At 63.1% G+C, this 20,868-nt stretch carries 16 protein-coding genes; 8 read left to right on the forward strand and 8 right to left on the reverse strand.

Features of this window, described 5'->3' with window-relative positions; translation table 11 throughout:
* Window positions 1–41: 41 nt before the first annotated feature.
* The 3 genes from HMPREF1484_RS04010 to HMPREF1484_RS04020 are packed head-to-tail and all read right to left on the reverse strand — an operon-like array spanning window position 42 to window position 3,198.
* The gene (locus tag HMPREF1484_RS04010) at window positions 42–926 is read right to left on the reverse strand and encodes a carbohydrate ABC transporter permease (RefSeq protein WP_016663740.1); all 885 of its coding nucleotides are present in this window, start codon (window positions 924–926) and stop codon (window positions 42–44) included.
* Complete coding sequence (locus tag HMPREF1484_RS04015; protein WP_016663741.1) at window positions 923–1,867, reverse strand: carbohydrate ABC transporter permease; 945 nt, start codon at window positions 1,865–1,867, stop codon at window positions 923–925. Before HMPREF1484_RS04015 ends, HMPREF1484_RS04010 begins: the two co-directional genes overlap by 4 nt.
* The gene (locus HMPREF1484_RS04020; protein WP_232049687.1) at window positions 1,864–3,198 is read right to left on the reverse strand and encodes an extracellular solute-binding protein; all 1,335 of its coding nucleotides are present in this window, start codon (window positions 3,196–3,198) and stop codon (window positions 1,864–1,866) included. The genes HMPREF1484_RS04015 and HMPREF1484_RS04020 overlap by 4 nt, the downstream gene beginning before the upstream one ends.
* 275 nt (window positions 3,199–3,473) lie before the next feature.
* Between HMPREF1484_RS04020 and HMPREF1484_RS04025 the strand changes: the two genes are divergently transcribed.
* Entirely contained in the window at window positions 3,474–4,853 is a 1,380-nt protein-coding gene (locus tag HMPREF1484_RS04025; RefSeq protein WP_016663743.1) for a glycoside hydrolase family 125 protein, read from the forward strand.
* Here HMPREF1484_RS04025 and HMPREF1484_RS04030 read toward each other — a convergent pair.
* The gene (locus tag HMPREF1484_RS04030; RefSeq protein ID WP_016663744.1) at window positions 4,850–5,875 is read right to left on the reverse strand and encodes a LacI family DNA-binding transcriptional regulator; all 1,026 of its coding nucleotides are present in this window, start codon (window positions 5,873–5,875) and stop codon (window positions 4,850–4,852) included. The genes HMPREF1484_RS04025 and HMPREF1484_RS04030 overlap by 4 nt on opposite strands.
* A gap of 74 nt (window positions 5,876–5,949) precedes the next feature.
* Here HMPREF1484_RS04030 and HMPREF1484_RS04035 point away from each other — a divergent pair, with 74 nt between their 5' ends.
* The 6 genes from HMPREF1484_RS04035 to HMPREF1484_RS04060 all read left to right on the forward strand — a co-directional run bounded on the left by HMPREF1484_RS04035 (window position 5,950) and on the right by HMPREF1484_RS04060 (window position 15,196).
* On the forward strand, window positions 5,950–7,140 hold the full coding sequence (locus tag HMPREF1484_RS04035; RefSeq protein ID WP_016663745.1) for a hypothetical protein: 1,191 nt from the start codon (window positions 5,950–5,952) through the stop codon (window positions 7,138–7,140).
* 89 nt (window positions 7,141–7,229) lie between these two features.
* Window positions 7,230–10,283, forward strand: a complete 3,054-nt coding sequence (locus HMPREF1484_RS04040) for a glycoside hydrolase family 38 C-terminal domain-containing protein (RefSeq protein ID WP_016663746.1) — start codon at window positions 7,230–7,232, stop codon at window positions 10,281–10,283.
* A gap of 166 nt (window positions 10,284–10,449) precedes the next feature.
* Window positions 10,450–11,730 carry an extracellular solute-binding protein gene (locus tag HMPREF1484_RS04045; RefSeq protein WP_016663747.1) on the forward strand — a complete coding sequence of 427 codons (1,281 nt, stop codon included), beginning with the start codon at window positions 10,450–10,452 and terminating at the stop codon, window positions 11,728–11,730.
* A gap of 75 nt (window positions 11,731–11,805) precedes the next feature.
* A complete protein-coding gene (locus HMPREF1484_RS04050) occupies window positions 11,806–12,690 on the forward strand; it encodes a carbohydrate ABC transporter permease (RefSeq protein WP_016663748.1) in 885 nt (294 codons plus the stop codon).
* 13 nt (window positions 12,691–12,703) lie between these two features.
* Window positions 12,704–13,645 carry a carbohydrate ABC transporter permease gene (locus HMPREF1484_RS04055; protein WP_016663749.1) on the forward strand — a complete coding sequence of 314 codons (942 nt, stop codon included), beginning with the start codon at window positions 12,704–12,706 and terminating at the stop codon, window positions 13,643–13,645.
* A 162-nt stretch (window positions 13,646–13,807) separates the two neighbouring features.
* The gene (locus HMPREF1484_RS04060; protein WP_016663750.1) at window positions 13,808–15,196 is read left to right on the forward strand and encodes an extracellular solute-binding protein; all 1,389 of its coding nucleotides are present in this window, start codon (window positions 13,808–13,810) and stop codon (window positions 15,194–15,196) included.
* 39 nt (window positions 15,197–15,235) lie between these two features.
* Here the strand turns inward: HMPREF1484_RS04060 and HMPREF1484_RS04065 are convergent, their stop codons facing one another.
* From HMPREF1484_RS04065 to HMPREF1484_RS04075, 3 genes are read right to left on the reverse strand one after another with little or no spacing between them, the layout of a single operon-like run.
* Window positions 15,236–16,102 (reverse strand): carbohydrate ABC transporter permease, encoded by an 867-nt coding sequence (locus HMPREF1484_RS04065; RefSeq protein ID WP_016663751.1) that lies wholly within the window; start codon window positions 16,100–16,102, stop codon window positions 15,236–15,238.
* A gap of 13 nt (window positions 16,103–16,115) precedes the next feature.
* The gene (locus HMPREF1484_RS04070; protein ID WP_016663752.1) at window positions 16,116–17,036 is read right to left on the reverse strand and encodes a carbohydrate ABC transporter permease; all 921 of its coding nucleotides are present in this window, start codon (window positions 17,034–17,036) and stop codon (window positions 16,116–16,118) included.
* A gap of 5 nt (window positions 17,037–17,041) precedes the next feature.
* Complete coding sequence (locus HMPREF1484_RS04075) at window positions 17,042–18,340, reverse strand: extracellular solute-binding protein (RefSeq protein ID WP_016663753.1); 1,299 nt, start codon at window positions 18,338–18,340, stop codon at window positions 17,042–17,044.
* Between the two features lie 414 nt (window positions 18,341–18,754).
* On the opposite strand from HMPREF1484_RS04075, the gene HMPREF1484_RS04080 reads away from it, so the two are divergent.
* The gene (locus HMPREF1484_RS04080; protein WP_016663754.1) at window positions 18,755–19,378 is read left to right on the forward strand and encodes an NUDIX hydrolase; all 624 of its coding nucleotides are present in this window, start codon (window positions 18,755–18,757) and stop codon (window positions 19,376–19,378) included.
* Window positions 19,379–19,437: 59 nt separating this feature from the next.
* Here the strand turns inward: HMPREF1484_RS04080 and HMPREF1484_RS04085 are convergent, their stop codons facing one another.
* On the reverse strand, window positions 19,438–20,730 hold the full coding sequence (locus HMPREF1484_RS04085) for an extracellular solute-binding protein (protein ID WP_016663755.1): 1,293 nt from the start codon (window positions 20,728–20,730) through the stop codon (window positions 19,438–19,440).
* Between the last annotated feature and the right edge of the window lie 138 nt (window positions 20,731–20,868).

Below are 20,868 nucleotides of genomic sequence, written 5' to 3' on the forward strand. Positions count from 1 at the left end.
TGCCGGGAGCGCTCTTCAGATTAAAGCAACCGTCGGACCCCCTAACCCTTGACGCCGCCGGCGGCCGCGAAGCCCGTGCCGAGGCTCCGGCCGAGCGCCAAATACAGCACCACGATCGGGGCGGAGTAGAAGATCGAGAACGCCGCGAGCTGACCGTACGCCACCTGGCCGTACTGGGACGAGAACGTGTAGAGGGTGACGGCAGCCGGGAGCTTCTCGGGACTCAGCAGCAGCATGAACGGCACGAAGAAGTTGCCCCACATGCCCACGAACGTGAAAATCGTGGCGACGGCGAGGCCCGACCTCATGAGTGGAAGAACGACCGAGAGGATCGTGCGCACCACACCCGCACCTTCCGTCCACGCGCTTTCCTCAATCTCGACGGGCACGGAATCGATGAACCCTTTCGTGAGGAAGATGGCGTAGGGAAGCGACGACGTGGCAAGGAACAGGATCGCGGCGGGCATCGAGTCAACGAGGTTGACCTGCACGAACATCGAATACACGGGGATCATGATTGCCGTGATCGGAAGGCCCGTGGAAAACAGGATGCCGAGAAGCAGCGGGCGCCGCGCCCGGAAGCGATACCGAGAGAAGGCGTAGGCGCATAGCACCGCGACCGTCATCGTGATCAGTGTTGCGCACCCGCACAGCACAAGCGAGTTGAGGAGCGGGCGGAACGTCGTCTGCTCGTTCCAGATTGCCTGATAGTTGCCGAAACTCCAGTGTTCCGGCGCCTTCACCGCGAGGGTCGCTTCGGTATCGAAAGACGCAAGCACGACCCACAGAATGGGGATCGCGAAACTTACGCTAATGAGGGCGATGACGATCGAGGAGAGAGCGGACGTGAGGCGCCCGCGCGCCGTGTGAGGCTGGTTTCCGCGGTCGCTTTTCGCACGGGCCTTCGTGGGAGCTGCGGTGGTCATCGCTTGTCCTCCTCAGGCAGAAGCTTCAGATAGATGAGTGAGGCGATCGCCCCAATCGCGAGCAGGATTAGCGCGACCGCGGTGCCGTAGCCGAGCTGGCCGTACGAGAACGCCTGCTCATACATGTACAGGGGGAGGGTCTGGCTGCGACCGGAGGGGCCGCCACCGGTCATGATGAAGATCAGACCGAAAACGGAAAGGGTCTGCAGCGTGATGAGCATGAGGTTCGTGGCGATCGCGGTACGCATGAGCGGAATTGTGATGCGGATAAGTCGCGTGAACGCCCCCGCGCCGTCGATCTCCGCTGATTCGTATACGTCCTTCGGGATCGACGTGAGAGCCGCCGAGTAGATGAGCATCGTGAACGCTGTTCCGCGCCAAATGTTCGCGAACGACACCGCGAGGATCGGCGCGCTAAAGAGCCAGTCTTGCCCGGGAAGCCCGATGCTCGTGAGGAGCGTGTTGAGGGAGCCGTGATCGGCGAAGAAGGTGTACAGGAGGTAGCCCGCGACGACCTCTGGGAGGATCCACGCGAGAATCACGATCGACGTGCCGATGAACGTCACGAGGCGGTTGGCCTTCTCCATGAGGAGTGCGAGAACCATGCCGAGGAGATTTTGGCCGATAACCGCGGACACCAGGGTGAAAATCAGGGTGAGGACGACGGCGTTCCAGAACCGATCGTCGCTAAAGGCGGTGATGAAGTTGTCCAGCGCGACGAACTCCACGGCTTTCGCGTTCTCCCCGCGCACGGCTTTATTCGTAAACGCGAGATAGATCGAATAGACGATCGGGCCGAGCATGAAAATCGCGATGAGCAGGAACGCGGGAACCATGAGGAGGCCGCGGCGAGGCGTGAGGTGATTCCCGAGCGGAGCCCGTTTGCGATTGGTTGGCGCACTTGTTGGCGCCGCTGCGACGGCATCTACGGAAGTACTCATGAGTTACGCACCTCGATGTTCTCCTTGCCCACCAGCTCGGTGAGCTTGGTGTCGTACCAGGCGGCTGCCTGTTCGGGAGTCTTGTCGCCCACCATCACGGTGTCCATTGCGTCTTGAAGAGCGGAAGACACTTCGGGATAGACAGCAAACGCCGGCCGGTAGTAGGCGGCTTCGAAAATGTCGGTGAAGAATCCGACGGTTGGCGAGTAAGTCCTGTATTCCTCGTTTTTCGCGACGTCCCTCCTTGTCGTGAGGTTGGCGCCGCTCTTATTGCGGTAGACGAGACTCTCGAGCGTACACAGTTCCTTGATGAGTTCGAAGGAGAGCTCTCGGTCGCGCGCGTGGGTGGGGATCGTCCATCCCCAGCCGCCGGCGAGGGTGGTCAGCCCCGGTTCTTCTCCATTTTGCGTGGGCATCTGGGCGAGGCCCACATCGTCCTGCCACGTGGGCCACGGTGCGGGGCCGTCCTCAGCCCACTGGTTGGAGATCCACGAGCCGTCAATGAGGATCCCGAGTTTGCCGGCGGGGAACATCGTCGATTGGATCGCTTCGGCGATATTCGGGTCGAGGTGTTGGGAGACGGGCAGCGTGAGCTTCTCGTCGAACTGGCGCTTGTAAAACGCGAGCGTGTCGATGAAGCCCTGCGACCCTGCGACCCACTTCTTCGTCTCGGGGTTGTAGAGGGTGTCGTTCGTGCCATACAGCAGCATTTCGAAGCCCTGCATCGAGGCTTTTTCGCCCTGGGTTTTCCCGCAGTACATGAACATGCCGGCGGCATCGACGTTCGTGTCACGAATGGTCGTGGCAGCTTCGGCGATCTCCTCCCACGTGCGCGGCTGCCACTCGGTGGGCAGGCCGGCCTTTTCGAAGACCTTCTTGTTGTAATAGATGCCGCGCGTGTCCGTTTCAGTGGGAACGCAGTGCGCGCGCCCCTCGGGATCGACGGCTGCCGCTTGGGAAGCGGGGTAGAGGTTGTCCCAGCCCTCCCAGCCCTTGACGAGATCGTCGATCGGTTGAATGTATCCGGCGGCAACGTCGGAGAGCAGGATGAAGGTGTCTTCGAAAACGAGGTCGGGGCAGCTTCGGGGCGACGACATCAAGAGTTCGTTCTTCGTGAAGTAGTCGTTCTCCGCGGCGACGATCGGCAGGAGCTCGACGCTCACGCCGGGGTGCTTCTTGGTGAACTCCGCGATGATCTTCGTGAGCCACTGCTGGAGGGTCGTGCCCGAACCAAATTGCTGATAGGCGACCTTGAGCGTGGACGAATCGCGCTCGCTCGAGCAGCCTGCGAGCATCGCGAGGGGGAGTGTGCTCGCGATTCCTCCGGTCACTTTCAGGAAGGTTCGCCGCGACGATTGGTGCGTGGCTCCGCGTGGCCGATTCATGTCTCACTCCGTTGTAGACGTATATGCGCCAATCACGTATCTATGACGCGATTCACATACGAGGGTAAAACTCCTACCTGGGAATGTAAAGGCGTGAGAGGGGCACGAGCCGTGTTGCCTCCACGGTGCGGGATGCGAGAAAGTGGGAGCATCGAAGACCGGAAGAAGGTCCACATCCGCCACTGTTGGCGGCCGAGAACCCCGAGCGAAATGAGCTAAGAGTGTCCCGCTTTGCCACCGTCGGAACCCCTCATCCCCAAGGCGTTGAACTCGCCCCTGAACTCCTTGAACGCGTGTCTGCCCGCGTGCGCGACGCTGCTGGCGAGGGCGTCGCCGAGGCCGTGGTGCGATTCCTTGACAACACGGCGCGGACGACGGTTCGTCGCCGCGGCAAGGGGGACACGTTCGTGATGACGGGCGACATCCCCGCGATGTGGCTGCGAGATTCGTGCGCGCAACTCTCGCCACTGCTTCGCCTGGTCGGCGAGGACGAAACCCTCGGTGACCTGATCGGCGGCCTGCTCGCGACGCACTGGCGCATGATTCTCATCGACCCGTACGCAAACGCCTTTAACGAGGAAGCCAACTCAAACCGCTGGGATGACGACGAACCCGAGCCGAGCCCGTGGGTGTGGGAGCGCAAGTTCGAGATTGACTCGCTCGCCTACCCGATTGACCTCGCCGCGCGCCTGCTCGCAACCGGCAACACATCCTGGATCACCGCCGACACGCTCCCAGCCCTTGAGGCCGTCCTCGAGGTCCTCGAAACCGAAACCCACCACGAAGAACGCTCGACGTACACGTTCGTGCGCCGCGACTGCCCGCCCACCGACACGCTCGTACGCGAGGGGCGCGGGCGGCTCACTGAGCCGTGTGGGCTCGTCTGGCAGGGCTTTCGCCCGAGCGATGACGCGTGCGCGCTCGGCTACAACATCCCGGGGAACCTCTTCATGGCCTCGGCTCTCAGGGCCGTGCCGGCGCTCGTGGAGGCGTGCGCGACGGCCGGATTTAGCGAGGCGCCGGGGGAGCAGGGTGAAGGGGTCCGACGTCTGCCCCTGGGCGAGCGTGCCGACCTCGTACGCGAGGGGATCCTCAAGGGGATTGAGGCGCACGGAATCACGCGCGATGAGGGGGGTGCCCGGTTCTGGTACGAGGTTGACGGTTCCGGTGAAGCCCTCTTCATGGATGACGCGAACGTCCCCTCGCTTCTGTCTCTCCCGTATCTGGGCGTGATTGATGCCGAGGACCCGCTGTATCTCGCGACACGCGCGGCCGTGTTGAGCACCGCCAACCCGTTCTATTACGAGGGATCGGCGCTCGCGGGAGTCGGCTCCCCGCATACGCCCGAGGGCTACGTGTGGCCCATCGCGAAATCCGTCGAGGGGCTCACCTCGACCCACATCGACGAGAAGCGGGCGATTCTCGAGTTGCTCCTCGCGACGACCGGTGGAACCGGCTATATGCACGAAGGGGTCGACTGCAACGATCCCACGGCGTTCACGCGCGAGTGGTTCTCGTGGTCCAATGCGATGTTTTGCGAGCTTGCCCTCGACGTTGCGGGGATCTCTCGCCCGTCGCTCGTGGCCGAGCCGCTTCTCTAGCTCTCGACGCGCGGCGGGAGAGTGTCGCGCGCGTGAAGGCGCGGGCACGCGAGTTCGCGTGTGCGGGGCTCGGGCCCGGGATTGTCGCGCATGTCGCGGAGGACTTCCACCGCGGCGCTTCCCATCTCGGCGGGGCTTCGCTCGAGCGTCGAGACCGCAGGGGTACGGAGCGTGAGGCCCGGGGTCGATTCCCACGACACGACGCCCGCGTCTGCGGGGACGGCGACATCGAGGTCGCTGAGTGCGCGCAGGGTCGCGAGAGTGAGGTCCTCGCTCTCGCACACGAACGTCGTCGCGGCCGTGAGGTCGAGCATCGAGGCGAAATCGCGAATGGCCGCGCAGGTGTCGTCGAGCTCGCCCAAGGGGATGCCGTGCTCAATTGCCGTGATCCCCGGGCGGCTGCGCCTGAGGGCCTTGAGGCGAGCCTCGCCGTGACTGTAGCGGGCGTGCGAATGGAGGTAGGCGATGCGGCGCGTTCCGTGGGCCACGAGGTCTTCGATAAGCGTGTCCATGACGAGAGCGTCGTCGATGAAAACGGAGGAGAACTGCTCGTTCGTTCCGGGCTTGCCGATGAAGACGGTGGGAACGCCGAGCGTGTTCGTAAGCGCAGGCCGCGGGTCGTCGGGGCGAGGGTTGACGAGGATGAGCCCGTCGATGCGGGACTCGCCGTGCCACTGGCGAATCGCCGTGAGCTCATCCTCGAAGTTCTCGACAATTTTGAGGACGAGGGCGACGGGGCTCGACGAGAGTGCGTGCTCGACGCCCGCGATGAGCTGGAGAAAGAAGGCGTCTCGCGCGAGTTCGGCGTAGGACGACGTGATGATGAGGCCGATCGCGTTGACGCGCGAAGTGGACAGCGCTCGAGCGGCACTGTTTGGGGTCCACCCCATGTCGTGGGCGATCGCCATGATTTTTTCGCGGGTGGGTTCGGCGACTCCGGGCCGCCCGTTGAGCGCGAACGACACGGCGGTACTCGAAACACCGGCGGTGCGGGCGATATCGGCGATGGTGGGGCGGGCCATGCAGTCCATGATACCTTTTGAGCTAAAGCGCTTTAGGTGAGCGCATGGGTATCCAGCGACAACGAGGTGACGCGATGAATCAACAGCACGCGTGGGGCGCGAACTACACCCCCCGAAAAGGCTGGTTCCACTCCTGGGCGAACCTCGATCTCGGCTCGGTCGACAACGACTTCGCGACCCTCGCCGACCTCGGCCTCGACCACGTGCGCATCTTCCCGCTGTGGCCGCTCCTGCAGCCCAATCGCACTTTCATCGACTCGAAAGCCATCGATGACGTCCTCGCCGTCGCCGACGCCGCCGGCGACGCGGGCCTCACGGTCTCCGTGGATCTCCTCCAAGGTCACCTGTCGAGCTTCGACTTCCTCCCCTCGTGGGTGAGTACGTGGCATCGCCGCAACATTTTCACCGACGCCGACGTCGTGAACGGCCAGCGCGCCCTCGCCCGCGCCCTCGCCGCCGAGCTCTCCGCCCGCCCACACGTCTCGGGCCTCACCCTCGGCAACGAGATCGGTCAGTTCGCCGCCCCACGGCACCCCGAACGCCACGAGATCTCCCCGAGCGAGGCCTACGCCTGGCTCGACGGCATGCTCGCCGAGGTGCGCGGAGCCTTCCCGACGGGAGCCCACCACCACTGCTTTGATGACGACACCTGGTTCGTCGATGCTCACCCCTTCACCCCCCGCGCGGCCGTTGAACTCGGTGACTCCACAACCGTGCACTCGTGGATCTTCGGCGGCGCGGCGCAACGCTACGGCATCGATGCCCCCGAGCTTCCCCACTTCGCCCGCTACCTGCTCGAGGTCGCAGACCTCTGGCACAGGGTGAGCGGGCAACCGTCGGACCGCCCCGTGTGGCTCCAGGAAGTGGGCGCGCCAACGCCGTGGGTGAGTCCCGAGAACGCCGCCGATTTCCTCGAGGGAACCGTTCGCGCAGCGTGCGGGTACCGAGACCTCTCGGGCATCACCTGGTGGTGCTCCCACGACGTCTCGAGAACACTTGCCGACTTCCCAGATCTGGAATATAGCCTGGGTCTCATCGATTCCGAAGGAGCGGTGAAACCCGCGGGCGAGCGCCTCCGCGACCTCATCGCTCTCGAGAAAGCCGGCGAGCTTGCCACGACCCCAACCTCGACGCAGAGCGTGATCGTGGAAGGGCTGAAGGCCGATGGCTCGAACCGCTCCCTCACCAATACAGGATCCGATGTCTTCGGCGAATGGATGGATTTCGCTCGCCGTGGAGAGTACCGAAGCCTCGAGCTCGGATAGCGCGAGCACCGTCGTTCGCCACCCGCCGATCACGACCGTGCCCGCCCGTAACCCGAACGCGCAGCAGACCCTCGACGAAAGGCCAACCGATGTTCAACAACCGCGCGCACAGCGAGGACCGGGTCCGACGGTTCCTCGCCGAACAGCTTCCCGCCCGGCGTCACCTCGATACCGCGCCCGTCACGATCGAAGCGTGGGAGGTGCCCGGCGAGCCCGTGCCCTTCGCCGAAGCGAAAGCGCAGACCTATATCCCCATCGAGGTCGGCGCGCGCTGGGGCCGCCCCTGGTCAACCCTGTGGCTGCACGTGACGGGCGAGGTCCCCGACGCGTGGGTGACCGACGACGAACGTGACATAGAACTCCAGCTCAATCTCTCCTTCACGAACATGCCGGGCTTCCAGGCCGAGGCGCTCATCTGGAATACCGACGGCACCACCGTCAAGGCGGTCAATCCCTACAACCAGTACCTCACGCTCGAACCCGGCATCACGAGCTTCGAGTACTACCTCGAACTTGCCGCCAATCCCAACGTCGCAGGTGACTGGACATTCGCGCCGACGAAGCTCGGTGAGTGGGAGAGCGCGGGAGACGACCCGATTTACGACCTCACGGAACTTCGCCTCGCGTGGCGCTCGACAACGATCTGGGAGCTCGAACAGGATGTCGTTGCGCTGAACGGCCTCATGCATGAACTCCCCGAGGACAGCACGCGCCGCCAGGACATCCTCCGCTGCCTCGACGATGCACTCGACGTCGCCGACCCGGATGATCTGCACGCGACCGCCAGCGACGCCCGCGAGGTGCTGCGTCGCGAACTCGACAAGCCCGCCAATGCCTCCGCGATGACCGTGATCGCGACCGGCCACGCCCACATTGACTCCGCGTGGCTCTGGCCCGTGCGCGAGACAGTGCGTAAATGCGCGCGCACCTTCTCCAACGTGTGCTGGCTCCTCGAGCATTACGACGACCTGACGTTCTCGTGTTCATCGGCGCAGCAGTACCAGTGGATCCGAGATTTCTACCCCGAACTGTTCGAGCGCATCAAGGCGCACGTCGCGAGCGGCCGTTTCATTCCCGTGGGTGGCATGTGGGTCGAGTCCGACACGAACATGCCCGGCTCCGAGGCAATGGCCCGGCAGTTCATTCAGGGCAAGAGCTTTTTCTTGCGCGAGTTTGGGCTCGAAACCACAGAAACCTGGTTGCCCGATTCCTTCGGATATTCGGGCGCGCTTCCGCAAATTTGCGCCGCCGCGGGCAACACCAACTTCCTCACCCAAAAGGTCAGCTGGAACCAGTTCTCCGTGTTCCCGCACCACACGTTCTGGTGGGAGGGCATCGACGGCACGACCCAGTACACGCACTTCCCGCCCGCCGACACCTACAACTGCCAGCTCACCGGCAAAGAACTCGCATACGTCGAGAAGAACTACAAGGACAAGGGCCGCAGCCACATCGCGCTTAGCCCGACCGGTTGGGGCGATGGCGGTGGCGGCCCCACGCGCGAGCAACTCGCGGCGGGCCGCCGGGCCGCGAGCCTCGAGGGTTCGCCGAAGGTCGAGTTCTCGAGCCCCACGGCATTCTTTGAGCGCAGCCGCGCCGAATACGCCGATGCGCCACGCTGGAACGGTGAGCTGTACCTCGAGCTTCACCGCGGCACGTACTCGTCACAGATCCGCGGTAAGCAGGGCAACCGCCGGAGTGAGGCGCTCATGCACGACGTCGAGAAATGGAGCGCGCTCGCCGCACGCCTCGATGACTCGTTCGAGTACCCCTATGCGGAGATCAACGAGCTGTGGGAAAAGGTCCTCCTCCTCCAGTTCCACGACATCCTCCCCGGCAGTTCGATCGCGTGGGTGCACAAGGAGACCGAACACAACTACGAGGGCATCGCGGAGCGCGGCGAGGAACTCGTCGAGAAAGCCCTCGAGGCAATCGCGAGGGCAAAGGACACGGGCGCGGCAAAGAGCAGTGAAACCGCGGGCGAGGTTACGTGCGAAGAGTCCGACGGCTGCTTCGCCCTCAGCAACGGCCACGTTTTCGCGCGGATTGATGGCGACGGCCACCTCGTGAGCCTCCGCGCCGGCGAAAGCGGCCGCGAGCTCATCGCCCCCGGCGCCAAAGGCGCGCTGCTCCAGCTTCACCGCGATACCCCCAACGCGTGGGATTCGTGGGACATCGACGAGTTTTATCGGCGCATTGGCAGGGACCTGGCAGCCGTCGGACCCGTGAGCGTGGAGCGCGAAGGCGAGGCGGTGCGCGTGCGCGCCACCTACGAGACCCGCACGGAGGGCGTGCGCACCGAGGAGCGTCCGTACCCCGGCGCGCCCTCTAACGGGACCGGCTCGAGGATTGTGCTCACATACGTGCTCTCGCCCGGTGCCAAGGGGCTCGAGGTCGTGCTCGACGTGGATTGGCACGAGCGCAAAAAGGTTCTCAAGCTCGCGTTCCCGTTCGACCTGCGCGCGGCGCACATGGCGAGCGAGATCCAGTTCGGGCACATCGAACGCCCCATCCCCGTCAACACGCTCGACGACTTCGGTCGCTTCGAGACGTGCGCGCACCGCTGGGTGCGCGTGCACGAGGGTGATCAGGCAGGCTCGGCCGTCTCGCTGGCGAACGACTCTTCGTACGGCCACGACGTGCGCCGATGCCTTCGCGAGAGTGACGGCGGCACGACCACGATCGTGCGCGCGACCGTGATCCGCGCGGCCGAGTTCCCCGATCCGCGCGCTGAGGAGGGGCAGTACCGGATGCGGTTTTCGCTCGTTCCGGGTGCGTCGATTGCCGACGCAATCGACGAGGGCACGCGACTCAATCAGGTGCCGCGCGATGTCGATCACGACCTCGTGGACGCTGCGCTTGCGCGCATCGAGGGGGAGGGGACCTCGCTGCGCCTCCAGACGCTCAAACTCGCCGAGGACCAGTCGGGCGATCTGATCGTGCGCCTATACGAGTCCGAGGGCGTGCGCGGCGAGGGTGTCGTTGTGGTGCCTGGCGCTGAGGAGATTGTCGCTGTGGATCTTCTCGAGCGTGAGCTGACCGAGGAGTCGGTGCTGCACTACCAGGCCCAGCGCGCTGACGGCGACGGGATCACGATCGCGGCCCGACCGTTCCAGATCGTGACGCTTCGCGCGCGTTTTTAACTGGATTCCATAGGGGCTGTGGGGGTTTGGGCCCGCGGGCGGAGCGATCCGCCTGCGGGCCTTCAGTCTTCCGTGTGGCTGAGGAGGCGTGTACACTCAACTTTAGCGGTTTAGTTATCACCGGTCTGGTGCCGCTCACGACATCTCAAGGAAGAGGTACACGGCAATGAAAACAACTCGTCGCGCGGTTCTCGGTGCAGGCGTCGGGCTTATGGGGCTCACCCTCGCGGGATGCGGTCTGAGCGGTGGCGGCGGCAGCGCCGAACAGGATAAAGCCGCCAAGGAAGCCAAAGAAGGCAAGGTCGAGGGCGAGATTTCGTTCCAAACCTGGTCGCTCAAGAACGAAAAATTCAGCCCTTACTTTGAAGACCTCGTCGCAAGGTTCGAAAAAGAAAACCCGGGCGTCAAAGTCAAGTGGATGGATCAGCCCGGCGAAGGCTACGAGGATAAGCTCCTCGGCCAGGCAAACTCCGGCGCGCTCCCTGACGTCGTCAACGTTCCGCCGAACTTCGCGTACTCACTCGCAAAGAACGGCATGCTTCTCGACCTCGCGAAGGCCGACGACAAGCTCAAAGACATGTACGTCGAGGGCGGCGTCAAGGCCTACGAAATGCCGGGCATCGACGGCAGCTACGGCTACCCGTGGTACCTCGGTACCGACATGTCCTGGTGGAACATCGATGCGCTGAGCAAGTTCGGCGTGAGCGAGGAATCGCTGCCCACCACCTTCGACGAGCTCTACGACCTGGCCATGGAAGCCGCCAAGCAGGGGGGATCCGCCCCGATCATCTCCTCGCTCCCCGAAATCATCATCACCTCTGGTGACGACGGCAAGTTCAACTTCAACACCGACGAAAACGTCGACTTCCTGCAGAAATACGTGGAGCTGTACAAAGCCAAGGCCATGCCGGTCGAGGTGCTGAGCGATAACTACACCGGTAACGCCCAGCTGTACAAGCAGGAGAAGGTGCTGTGGACAACCGCGACCTCGAGCTACCCCACCGAGCTCAAGACCGATAACCCCGGCCTCATCGAGAAGACGGTCGTCACGAAGCGCATGGGGCAGCCGCCCCTGTTCGTGCAGGGCATCGCCGTCTCCGCAAAGTCGAAGGCCCCCGCCGCAGCACTCGCCTTCGCGAAGTTCGCGACGAACACCGAAAACCAGATCGAGTTCGTCAAGCTCGCACAGGGCTTCTTGCCCGGCACGAAAGAAGCGGCAGCCGACCCCAGCAAGTTCGCCGAAAAATCGGACATCGAACTGCAGAACAAAGCAGTCGAGCTGGCCGCCGAGTCGATGAAGACCGCAGTCGACCCCACGAACGTCATGTGGACCGAAGACATGAAGACCAACATGGGGCAGCAGATGGCGCTCGCCATGCGCGGCGACATCACGGCTAAAGAAGCGCTCGACGCAGCCGTAAAGTACGGCAACGATCAGCTCAGCTGATACCCGTCGCCGGGCGAAGCCCCTCGGGCCTCGCCCGGCCCCTTTACGCCGCACCGTTGGAAGGAAAGAAGTAGCGTGCGTTCATACAAGTGGTACGTCCCGTGGCTCCTCGTAGGCCCCGCAGTTGTGTGGGTCGTCGTTTTTGCTCTATGGCCGTTCGTCAACACGGTCGTCCTGAGCTTCACGAATGCGCGCCCGCTCACCGGAGGAACCTTCGTCGCCTTCGACAACTATGCGGCGCTCTTTAGCGATGCGCGCGTGTGGACATCGCTCGGAACGACGCTTGCCTTCACCGTTGCGTGCGTCCCCCTCCTGACCTTCTTGCCGCTCTTGCTCGCTCTCCTCGTGCATCGCGTGATTCCCGGCATTTCGTTCTTCCGAACGACTTTCTACTTCCCCGTCATTGCCTCGGTTGTTGTCGTGGCCCTCATCTTCCAGTGGCTCTTCGACTCACGCGGCGTCATCAACGAAACCCTGCAATTCCTCGGCCTCGTTCAAGGCCCGTTGCCGTTCCTCGCCTCGCGATGGGGTCTCATTTTCACGGCCGTCGTCCTCACCGTATGGAAGGGTCTCGGGTACTACATGGTCGTGTACCTCGCGGCACTCGCCAACGTCGGCAACGAGCTCCACGAGGCCGCAGCCATGGACGGCGCGAGCGCCTGGCGCCGCTTCTGGTCGGTCACCGTTCCGGGCGTGCGCGGCGCAATGTTCCTCGTGAGCGCCCTCATCACCGTGAGCGGCATGCGCGTGTTCTCCGAACTGTACGTGCTCTCGAAAGGCTCGGGCGGGCCCGGTGGCGAGGCTTCCTCGCTCGTCATGCTCGTCCAGCAGGTCGGCTCAGGCCTCAACGGCAGGCTCGGCTACGCATCGGCGCTTTCCGTACTCCTCTTCCTCTTCACGGTGGGGCCACTCATCCTCGTGGCCTACCTCAACAACCGGCCAGACTCGAACGCGCACTAAGGAACTGATCGGAATGTCCACTCTCGAAACTGGAGCCGGCAACGTGAACCCGGAAGCCGTCGGAACCTCTTCCCGCACCTACCGCAACACGAACCGCCCGTGGCGCAGCAAGGAATCCGGGGGATTTAATAAGCCGACGCTTGCCGGTTTGATCGTGCGCTACATTCTGCTCGTCGCGATGTTCTTCGTGTCGGTGGGGCCGTTCCTGTGGCAGCTCAGCACGAGTTTCAAAGGCCCGAAGGACCCCATCTATCAGTTCCCGCCGTCGCTTCTGCCGAGTGATTTCACGCTCCACAACTACGTCGAGGTTGCCAACACCGTGCCGATCCTCGGCTACGCCTGGCACTCGCTCATCGTCGCCGTGTCACTCGCACTCGCGAACGTGGTCTTCTCGACAATCGCCGGTTACGCCCTGGGCTGCTTGCAGTTCAAGGGCAAGAAAATCGCGCTCGGGATCCTCTTTTCGACGCTTCTCCTGCCCGGCGAAGTGACCCTCATGAGCCAGTTCCTCACGATCAAGTCGCTTGGCCTCGCTGACTCGCTCGCGGGCGTCGTGCTTCCCGGCCTCATCGGTGCTGTCAACGTTCTTCTCATGATGGCGGCGTGCCGATCGATCCCGCCGGCGCTCCTTGACGCGGCCGTGATCGACGGCGCGAATACGTGGCAAATCATCACGCGAGTGGTGTGGCCGAACGTGCGGGGTATGGCGAGTGTCGTCGCCATTTTCGCGTTCATCGGCGGGTGGGATGACTTCCTGTGGCCGCTGCTCGTGCTGAGCGATCCCGACAAATACACGCTCACCGTGGGCATGCAGTACCTCAACTCGAACTTCGGTTCCAACCCGCGCGTCATCGCCGCGGGCACCATGATTGCGCTCGTGCCGATCATCCTGTTCTTTGCCGTGTTCCAGCGCTTCTTCTTCAAGGGAGTGGAAGACGGCGCGGTTAAGGGGTGAGTGAAGCACCGCGGAGAAGCGCCCGCGCGACCGCGATCCGGCCAAAGTTCCGCAGGCAGCCCAGTCATCGGTAGGCTACGGGAGTCTCCCCGGCCCCTCGCGTGGAGTACGGGGCAGCTTAGCCACGCACACCGGTGGCCCGCGAACGAGAGGACCGCCATCATGCACCACGCCGTGAGAGTCACGAACCGGCCGTCGCGCCGAAACTTCCTCACGGTGACGGGCGGTGTGGCGGCAACGCTCCCGCTGTCGATGCTGACCGGGTGCGCGAGCGAGCGCGACGCCTTGACGCTGCGGATCGCGTTCCAACAGTTCGGATCAGACACGAACCTCGAGCAGTGGCTGACGGGAGTAGCCGCGAGCTTTACCGCGAAACACCCGGAGGTGAAGGTCGAGCTCGTGCCGATCGTGGCCGCGACGAATGACTACTTCACGAAAAATGAGCTGCTCATGGCCTCGCCGCGCAGCTGCCCGGACGTCGTGTTCGAAGACTCCTTCATTCTCCAATCCGACATCGCCGCCGGTTACCTTCAACCGATCGATGATCTCGTTGACGCGTGGGAGGCCTGGGAGAGTTTCTACCCGGCCTCCAAGGAGGCTGCCAAGGACCCCGAGGGGCGCGTGCACTTTATTCCCACCGAGACCGATACGCGCGGCATCTACTACCACAAGAGAGTGTTCGAGAAGGCGGGACTTCCCACCGAGTGGCAGCCGCAATCGTGGGAAGACATCGCCGAGACTGCCGCGGTCATTCGCGACGCCGACATCGGCGCGACCGGCATGTTCATGTACTGCGGAAAAGCGCAGGGCGAATCAGCCTCGATGCAGGGCCTCGAGATGCTCCTCTACGGCACGAACGACACGCTCTACAATCCCGAGACGAAGAAATGGGTTGCGGGCTCGCAGGGCTTCATTGACGCGCTCGCGTTTTACAAGCGCCAGTTCGACGAAGGGCTCACGCTCCCCGCAGCCCGCCACTTCGACCCGAATCTCATGGACGCCGTGCAGGCTACGATGTTCCCCGCGGGCGAGCTCGGCATCCTCATCGATGGATCGTGGATCTCATTCCTCTGGGCCGAAGGCAGCCTCGCCCCCTGGCCCACGTGGCCCGATGACGTCGGTGTCGCCTTCATGCCCACTCAGCACGGCGAGGCCCCCGGATCGACAACGCTCGCGGGAGGCTGGGGCTGGGCGATCCCCACGCACGCGCGTGATCGCGAGCTCTCGTTCGCACTCGTCAAGGAGCTATGCAGCCTCGAGCACCAGGTTCAGCGCAACATCACGGGAGGCACGCTCACGACGAGGAGGGACGTCGCGCAAAACGAGGAGTACAGGGGCTATTCGCCAACCGTCGGATTCTTCACCGACATGCTCGAGGGCGCCCATTACCGGCCCGCCTTCGCGGTCTATCCCGAGGTCTCCTCCGCGATCCAGGACGCAATGGACACCGTGATGGTGGGTGACAAAACCCCGGAACAGGCAGCGGCCTGGTACGACGCGAAACTTGCCGAACTCGTTGGCGACGCGAACGTCGAAACCCGCAAAGCCTGAGCGTCGGGGGAGTAATCGCCCCGCTCATGAAAGAGCGGGCTAGGACTTCACCGCGCCCTCGGCGATACCCGCAATGAACTGCTTCGCGCCAATGATGAACACGATGATGAGCGGCACGACCGCGATCAGGGCCGAGGCCATGAGCATGCCGTAGTCACTTCCGTGGGCGGTCTTCAGCTGGCTCAATGCGACCTGAAGTGTGAGCTTATCCGGGTTCGTGAGCACAATGAGGGGCCACATGAAGTCGTTCCATGCGCCGATGAACGTGAACATGCCGAGGAAGGCGAGGGCCGGCCTGATGAGCGGGAGGCACACGTGGCGGTACTGGCGCAGGAAGCCACAACCGTCGATGCGGGCAGCCTCGAGCAACTCGGTTGACACCGAGTTCGTCGCGTATTGACGAAGCCAAAACACGCCGAACGCGCTTGCGAGCGACGGGAAAATCAGGGCCTTGAGGTCGCCGGTCCAACCGAGCTTGCTCATGAACAGGAACTGCGGGATGCTCGCGAGCTGGGCCGGCAGAAGGAACGTGGCCATGATGATGAGGAAGAGGCCTTTTTTGCCGGGGAACTCGAACTTCGCGAAGGTGAATGCGGTGATCGACGAGACGAAAAGCCCGAGTACCGTCACGGACAGGGCCACGACCAGGGTGTTGCCCATTGCCGCCCAAATGCTGATCTTCGAGGTGATGGTCTCGATGTTGGTGCCGAGACGATCACCGGGAAGCACATCCGGCGGGAACTTGAAGATCGCGGACGACGGGTGGGTCGCGAGGATGAACATCCAGTAGAACGGGAACAACGAGACGAGCGCGCCCGCCGTGAGCGCGATGTATTTGAGGATCGTGGTGATCCGAATCGGCTTGCGGCGGCGAACAATCGTGTCCGTATGAGTCTGAGCTGTCATGTCGAGGCGCCCCTTAGTCCTTGCGCTCGCGGGTCACGAGCCAGTTGATGATCGAGAAGAACATGACGACAACGAAAACGCCCCACGCAATCGCGGCGCCGTAGCCGTAGCGGTTCTCTTGGAAGGCCACCGAGTAGAAGTACATCACCATGGTGAGACCAGAGTTGTTGATGCCGCCCGCACTTGCTGCACCTCCGGAGTTCGAGGAGGTCAGCACCTGCGATTCGGTGAAGCTTTGGAGTGAGCCGATCGTCGACATCAGGGTGACGAACAGGATGATTGGCCGCAGCTGGGGGAGGGTGATGTGGAAGAAGATCTGCCACGAGTTTGCGCCGTCGAGTGCGGCGGCTTCGTAGAGGGATTTATCGATCGCCTGGAGGCCGGCGAGGATAAGCAGCGCGTTGTAGCCCACGAACGCCCAGGTCGTGAGGCATGAGATCGCAATCTTGATGCCCCATTCGGTTTGAAGCCACGCGATGTTCTCGAAACCGAACACGTTGATGATGGCGTTTGCGATACCGAATTGGCTCGAGAAGATCGAGCTGAACAGCATACCCATCGCGACCATCGACGTGATGTTCGGGATCAGGTAGATGACTTTGTAGGTCGTCGAGAACCTGAGGGTCGAGTTGAGCATGAGGGCGAGGATCGTCGCGAGAATGAGGGTGGGAACAGTGCCCATGACCCACAGAATCAGGGTGTTGACGAGGGATTTGTAGAAGAGAGGATCGGAGATCAGGTACTTGAAGTTGGTGAAGCCGACCAAGTCGAAGTCGCCCAACCCCGACCAGTTCGTGAACGCGAGCGCCATCGTGAAAACGACCGGCATCGCACCGAACACGAAAAAGAAGAAAAAGTACGGCGAGATGGCCAGGTATTGCGGCAGCGCCTTTTTGATGCGCGTCCCGAGTGGCCGGGGTTGCGGATTGTTCATATCTGTTACTTCACCTTGATACCGGCCTGTTCGGCGATGCGCTTAGCGGCCGTGACCGCGTCGTTCCACGCCTTTTCAGGGTCCTTGCCTGTCGATTCGATTTGTTCGAGCTCTGCAGTGAACGGTGCGATGACCGATTCGGAGTTCGGGTCTTCATACAGCGGGCGAACGGTTTCGGCGGCGGCGCTGAAGACCTCCGCGGCTTTTTGGCCGCCGAGGAATTCGACGGCACCGTCGACCTCGGGCATCGAGTGCGCCTCGGGTGCAGCGGGGAAGTTGCCGCTGAAGGTGTACTCGACTGCCTGGTTCTTCGCGTTGAGAATGAAGGAGATGAGCTCGAACGACTTCTTCGGGTCCTTCGCGCCCTTCGGGATAGTCAGGAACGAACCGCCCTGGTTGACGGCCTCACCAGGGTGCTTGCACACGCGCCACTTGCCGGCAGTTTCGGGGGCGTCGACTTTCATGTCGGCGAGGTGCCACGACGCGCCGAAGTCGGCGGGCAAGCGCCCTTCGTTGACAGCTGCCGCGGAGTCAGCGGTCTGCGAGTCAAGGGCGGCGTTGATGCCGGCAGCATTCGCCTTGACCGAGAGATCCCAGGCCTTGCGGATGTGGTCCTGATCGCCGATGAACATCTGGTTCTCATCGATAAAGCCCTTGCCGCTTTGGCGGTAGGCGGTGCTGAAGATGCCGGCGCTGTTGCGGATCAGGTAGGTGCCAGGCTTCTTGGCGATGAGTTCCTTGCCGAGTTCGAAGTAGGCGTCCCACTCGCGAATCGCGGCTTCGAGTTCGGCTGGTTCGAAGGGGAGTCCTGCTTCTTCAAACACGTCGATGCGATAGAAGAGGGCGGTGGGGCCGATGTCGATCGGGATACCGAGCTGCTTGCCGTCTTTCGAGGTGGCCTGCTGCCATTTCCAGTCGAGGTAGTCGCCCTTGATGTCTTTCGCGCCGAGTTCGTTGAGATCCTCGAAGTAGTCGGTCTTCGAGAGGAAGAAGGCGATGTCTTCGCCCTTGACGCCGGTGATGTCGGGAAGGCCGGAGCCGGCGCTGAAGGTGGTCGTGAGCTTCTGCTTGAAGTCGCCACCGATGACATTCTGGCGGAAGTTGATGTCGGGGAACTGTTCTTTGACGGCCTTGAGGGTGTCCTCGCTGAAGCCCTCGGGCCAGGTCCATAGAACGAAGTCCTTGTCGCTGCCGCCACCCGAGGTGGAGCCGGATTTACCGGTGGAGCAGCCCGTGAGGGCGAGAGCGACGGGGCCGAGGGTGAGCGCGCTGGCGCCCAGAAGCGAACGGCGTGAGATATCCATGGAAAACTCCGTAATTCGGAAAGCGTGAGGTTATAGGAGCTACTGAGTCCGCAGCCGTCGCGAACACGGAGCACTGAACCTTACTTCCGGGTATTGATGATGTGAATATTCGCGGGGATATAAAGCTATCCACACGGTTGGGGTTATGAATTGTGTGTGCCCCGCCGACGGTGGCGGGAAGGGCCGCGGTGCCCCAATTCGCTGGCTCCGCTGCCCGTTCGAGTATAGCGCGCGAGCGGGGGACTTTGCCCGCGCGCAGTGCGCGGTGTGCGGGCGGCTGCTCGTGCCCGAGAGCGCGTCGACTGTAATCGCATTAGATGCGCGGCTTTGGGTGTCTTTTGCAAATTGACGGGACAGGCTTTTGTCATCGAAAAGATCTGTATACAGATTATGTGGCCCGGGGTGGCGTGCGGGATGCGGCACGAGAGCGGTGCACTGGGCGAGGTGACCTCGACGAGCATCGACGAGAACTGTTGCCGGCGCATGCCGACCCTGACCGGGCTCAGGCCGCCTCGCTACCGTGGAGGCATGAGCGACCTCCTCCCGAACCCCTACTTCTACCAGCAGCTGCCTACCCTCTTCAGCTCGGGTGCGGCCGTGATCCGCGACGAGCACGGTCGAATCCTCGTGGAAAAACCGAACTACCGCGACCACTGGCTCTTGCCGGGCGGAGGCGTGGATGCCGGCGAGGACGCGCGAGAGGCCACCGCCCGGGAGCTGCGCGAAGAGCTCAACCTGGATCTTCCGGTCGGCCGGCTCCTTTCGGTGAGCTGGGTGCCGTCGAGCGCCGCCTACGGCGCACCGATGGGAGTTCACTTCGTGTTCGATGCCGGGGTGGTTCCCGAGGCGGAGCTTCGCGATCGAGTGCGTCTGCAGGAGGAAGAGCTTGAGGCGTGGGATCTCATCGACCCGCGGGACGCGGCGATTCTCTCGCCGTGGGGCGCCGAGCGCGTGTGGCATGCTCTCGATGTTCTTGAAGGCCGCTCTGAAGTCGACCTTTTCGTGGTTAAGCGAGGCGGGATCGCGGAAGCGCCGTGAGGTGGGGCAGGCGTCGGAATGGTCCGACGCTTGCCCCACCACCGGTGCTGCCGCTGTGATCACGCGAGTGTCAGGCCGGCCTGTTCGGCGATGCGCTTGGCGGCCGTGACGGCATCGCTCCAGGCCTTCGCCGGGTCCTTCTTCGACGATTCGACCTGCTCAAGCTCCGCGTAGAACGGCGCGTTCACGGTTTCGGAGTTCGGGTCTTCATAGAGCGGGCGCACGGTTTCGGCGGCGGCGCTGAAGACCTCCGCGGCTTTTTGGCCGCCGAGGAATTCGACGGGGCCGTCGACCTCCGGCATCGAGTGCGCCTCGGGTGCAGCGGGGAAGTTGCCGCTGTTCGTGTATTCGAGGGCCTGATTGCGGGCGTTCAGGATGAAGGAGAGTACCTCGAAGGACTTCTTCGGGTCTTTCTCTCCCTTCGGAACGGTGAGGAAGGAGCCGCCCTTGTTGACGGCCTCGCCGGGGTGCTTGCACACGTGCCACTTTCCGGTGGTGTCGGGTGCGTCGGACATGAGGTCGGCGAGGTGCCATGACGCGCCGAAGTCCGCGGGGAGGCGCCCGGCGTTGACCGCGGCGGCCGAATCGGTGGTTTGAGCGGCGAGTGCGCCGTTGATACCGGCGTCGTTCGCGGCGATCGCGAGGTCCCATGCCTTCTTGATGTGGTCCTGGTCGCCGATAAAGGTGCCGTTTTCATCGACGAATCCCTGGCCGGCTTGGCGCCAAGCCGTGCCGAAGACGCTCGCGGTGTTGCGAATGAGGTAGGTGCCCGGCTTCTTGGCGATGAGCTCCTTGCCAAGCTCGAAGTACTCTTCCCAGCTGCGGATGGCGGCTTCGAGCTCGGCGGGTTCGGAGGGCAGGCCCGCTTCTTCGAACACATCGAAGCGGTAGAAGAGGGCGGTGGGGCCGATATCGATGGGGATGCCAATCTGCTTGCCGTCCTTGGTTGTCGCTTGCTCCCACTTCCAGTCGAGGTAGGTGCCCTTGATGTCTTTCGCACCGAGCTCGTTGAGATCCTCGAAGTAGTCGGCTTTTGAGCAGAAAAATGCGATGTCTTCGCCCTTGACGCCGGTGATGTCGGGAAGGCCGGAGCCGGCGCTGAAGGTGGTCGTGAGCTTCTGCTTGAAGTCGCCACCGATCACGTCTTGGCGGAGGTTCAGGTCCGGGAACTCCTTTGTGACGGCGTCGAGGACCTTGTCTCCGTAACCTTCGGGCCACATCCAGAGCACGAATGCGTCGTCATTTCCTCCGCTCGACCCACCCTTGCCCGTCGAGCATCCACTGAGAGCGAGTGCGATGGGGCCGAGGGCGAGGGTGCTAGCGCCCAGAAGCGAACGACGTGAAAGGTTCATTGCGTACTCCGTAAGTAGGGATGAATGGTGGCGATCATTTTCCGCGACTAGTAGAAACCCGCGATGTTAACGGCCAGTAAATTTTGTGAGACCGAGACTTTTCACCTTGGTGACCCCATGTAGGCTTGGTCCGGCGCG

The organism is Dermabacter sp. HFH0086, from assembly GCF_000413375.1.
GTDB lineage: Bacteria > Actinomycetota > Actinomycetes > Actinomycetales > Dermabacteraceae > Dermabacter > Dermabacter hominis.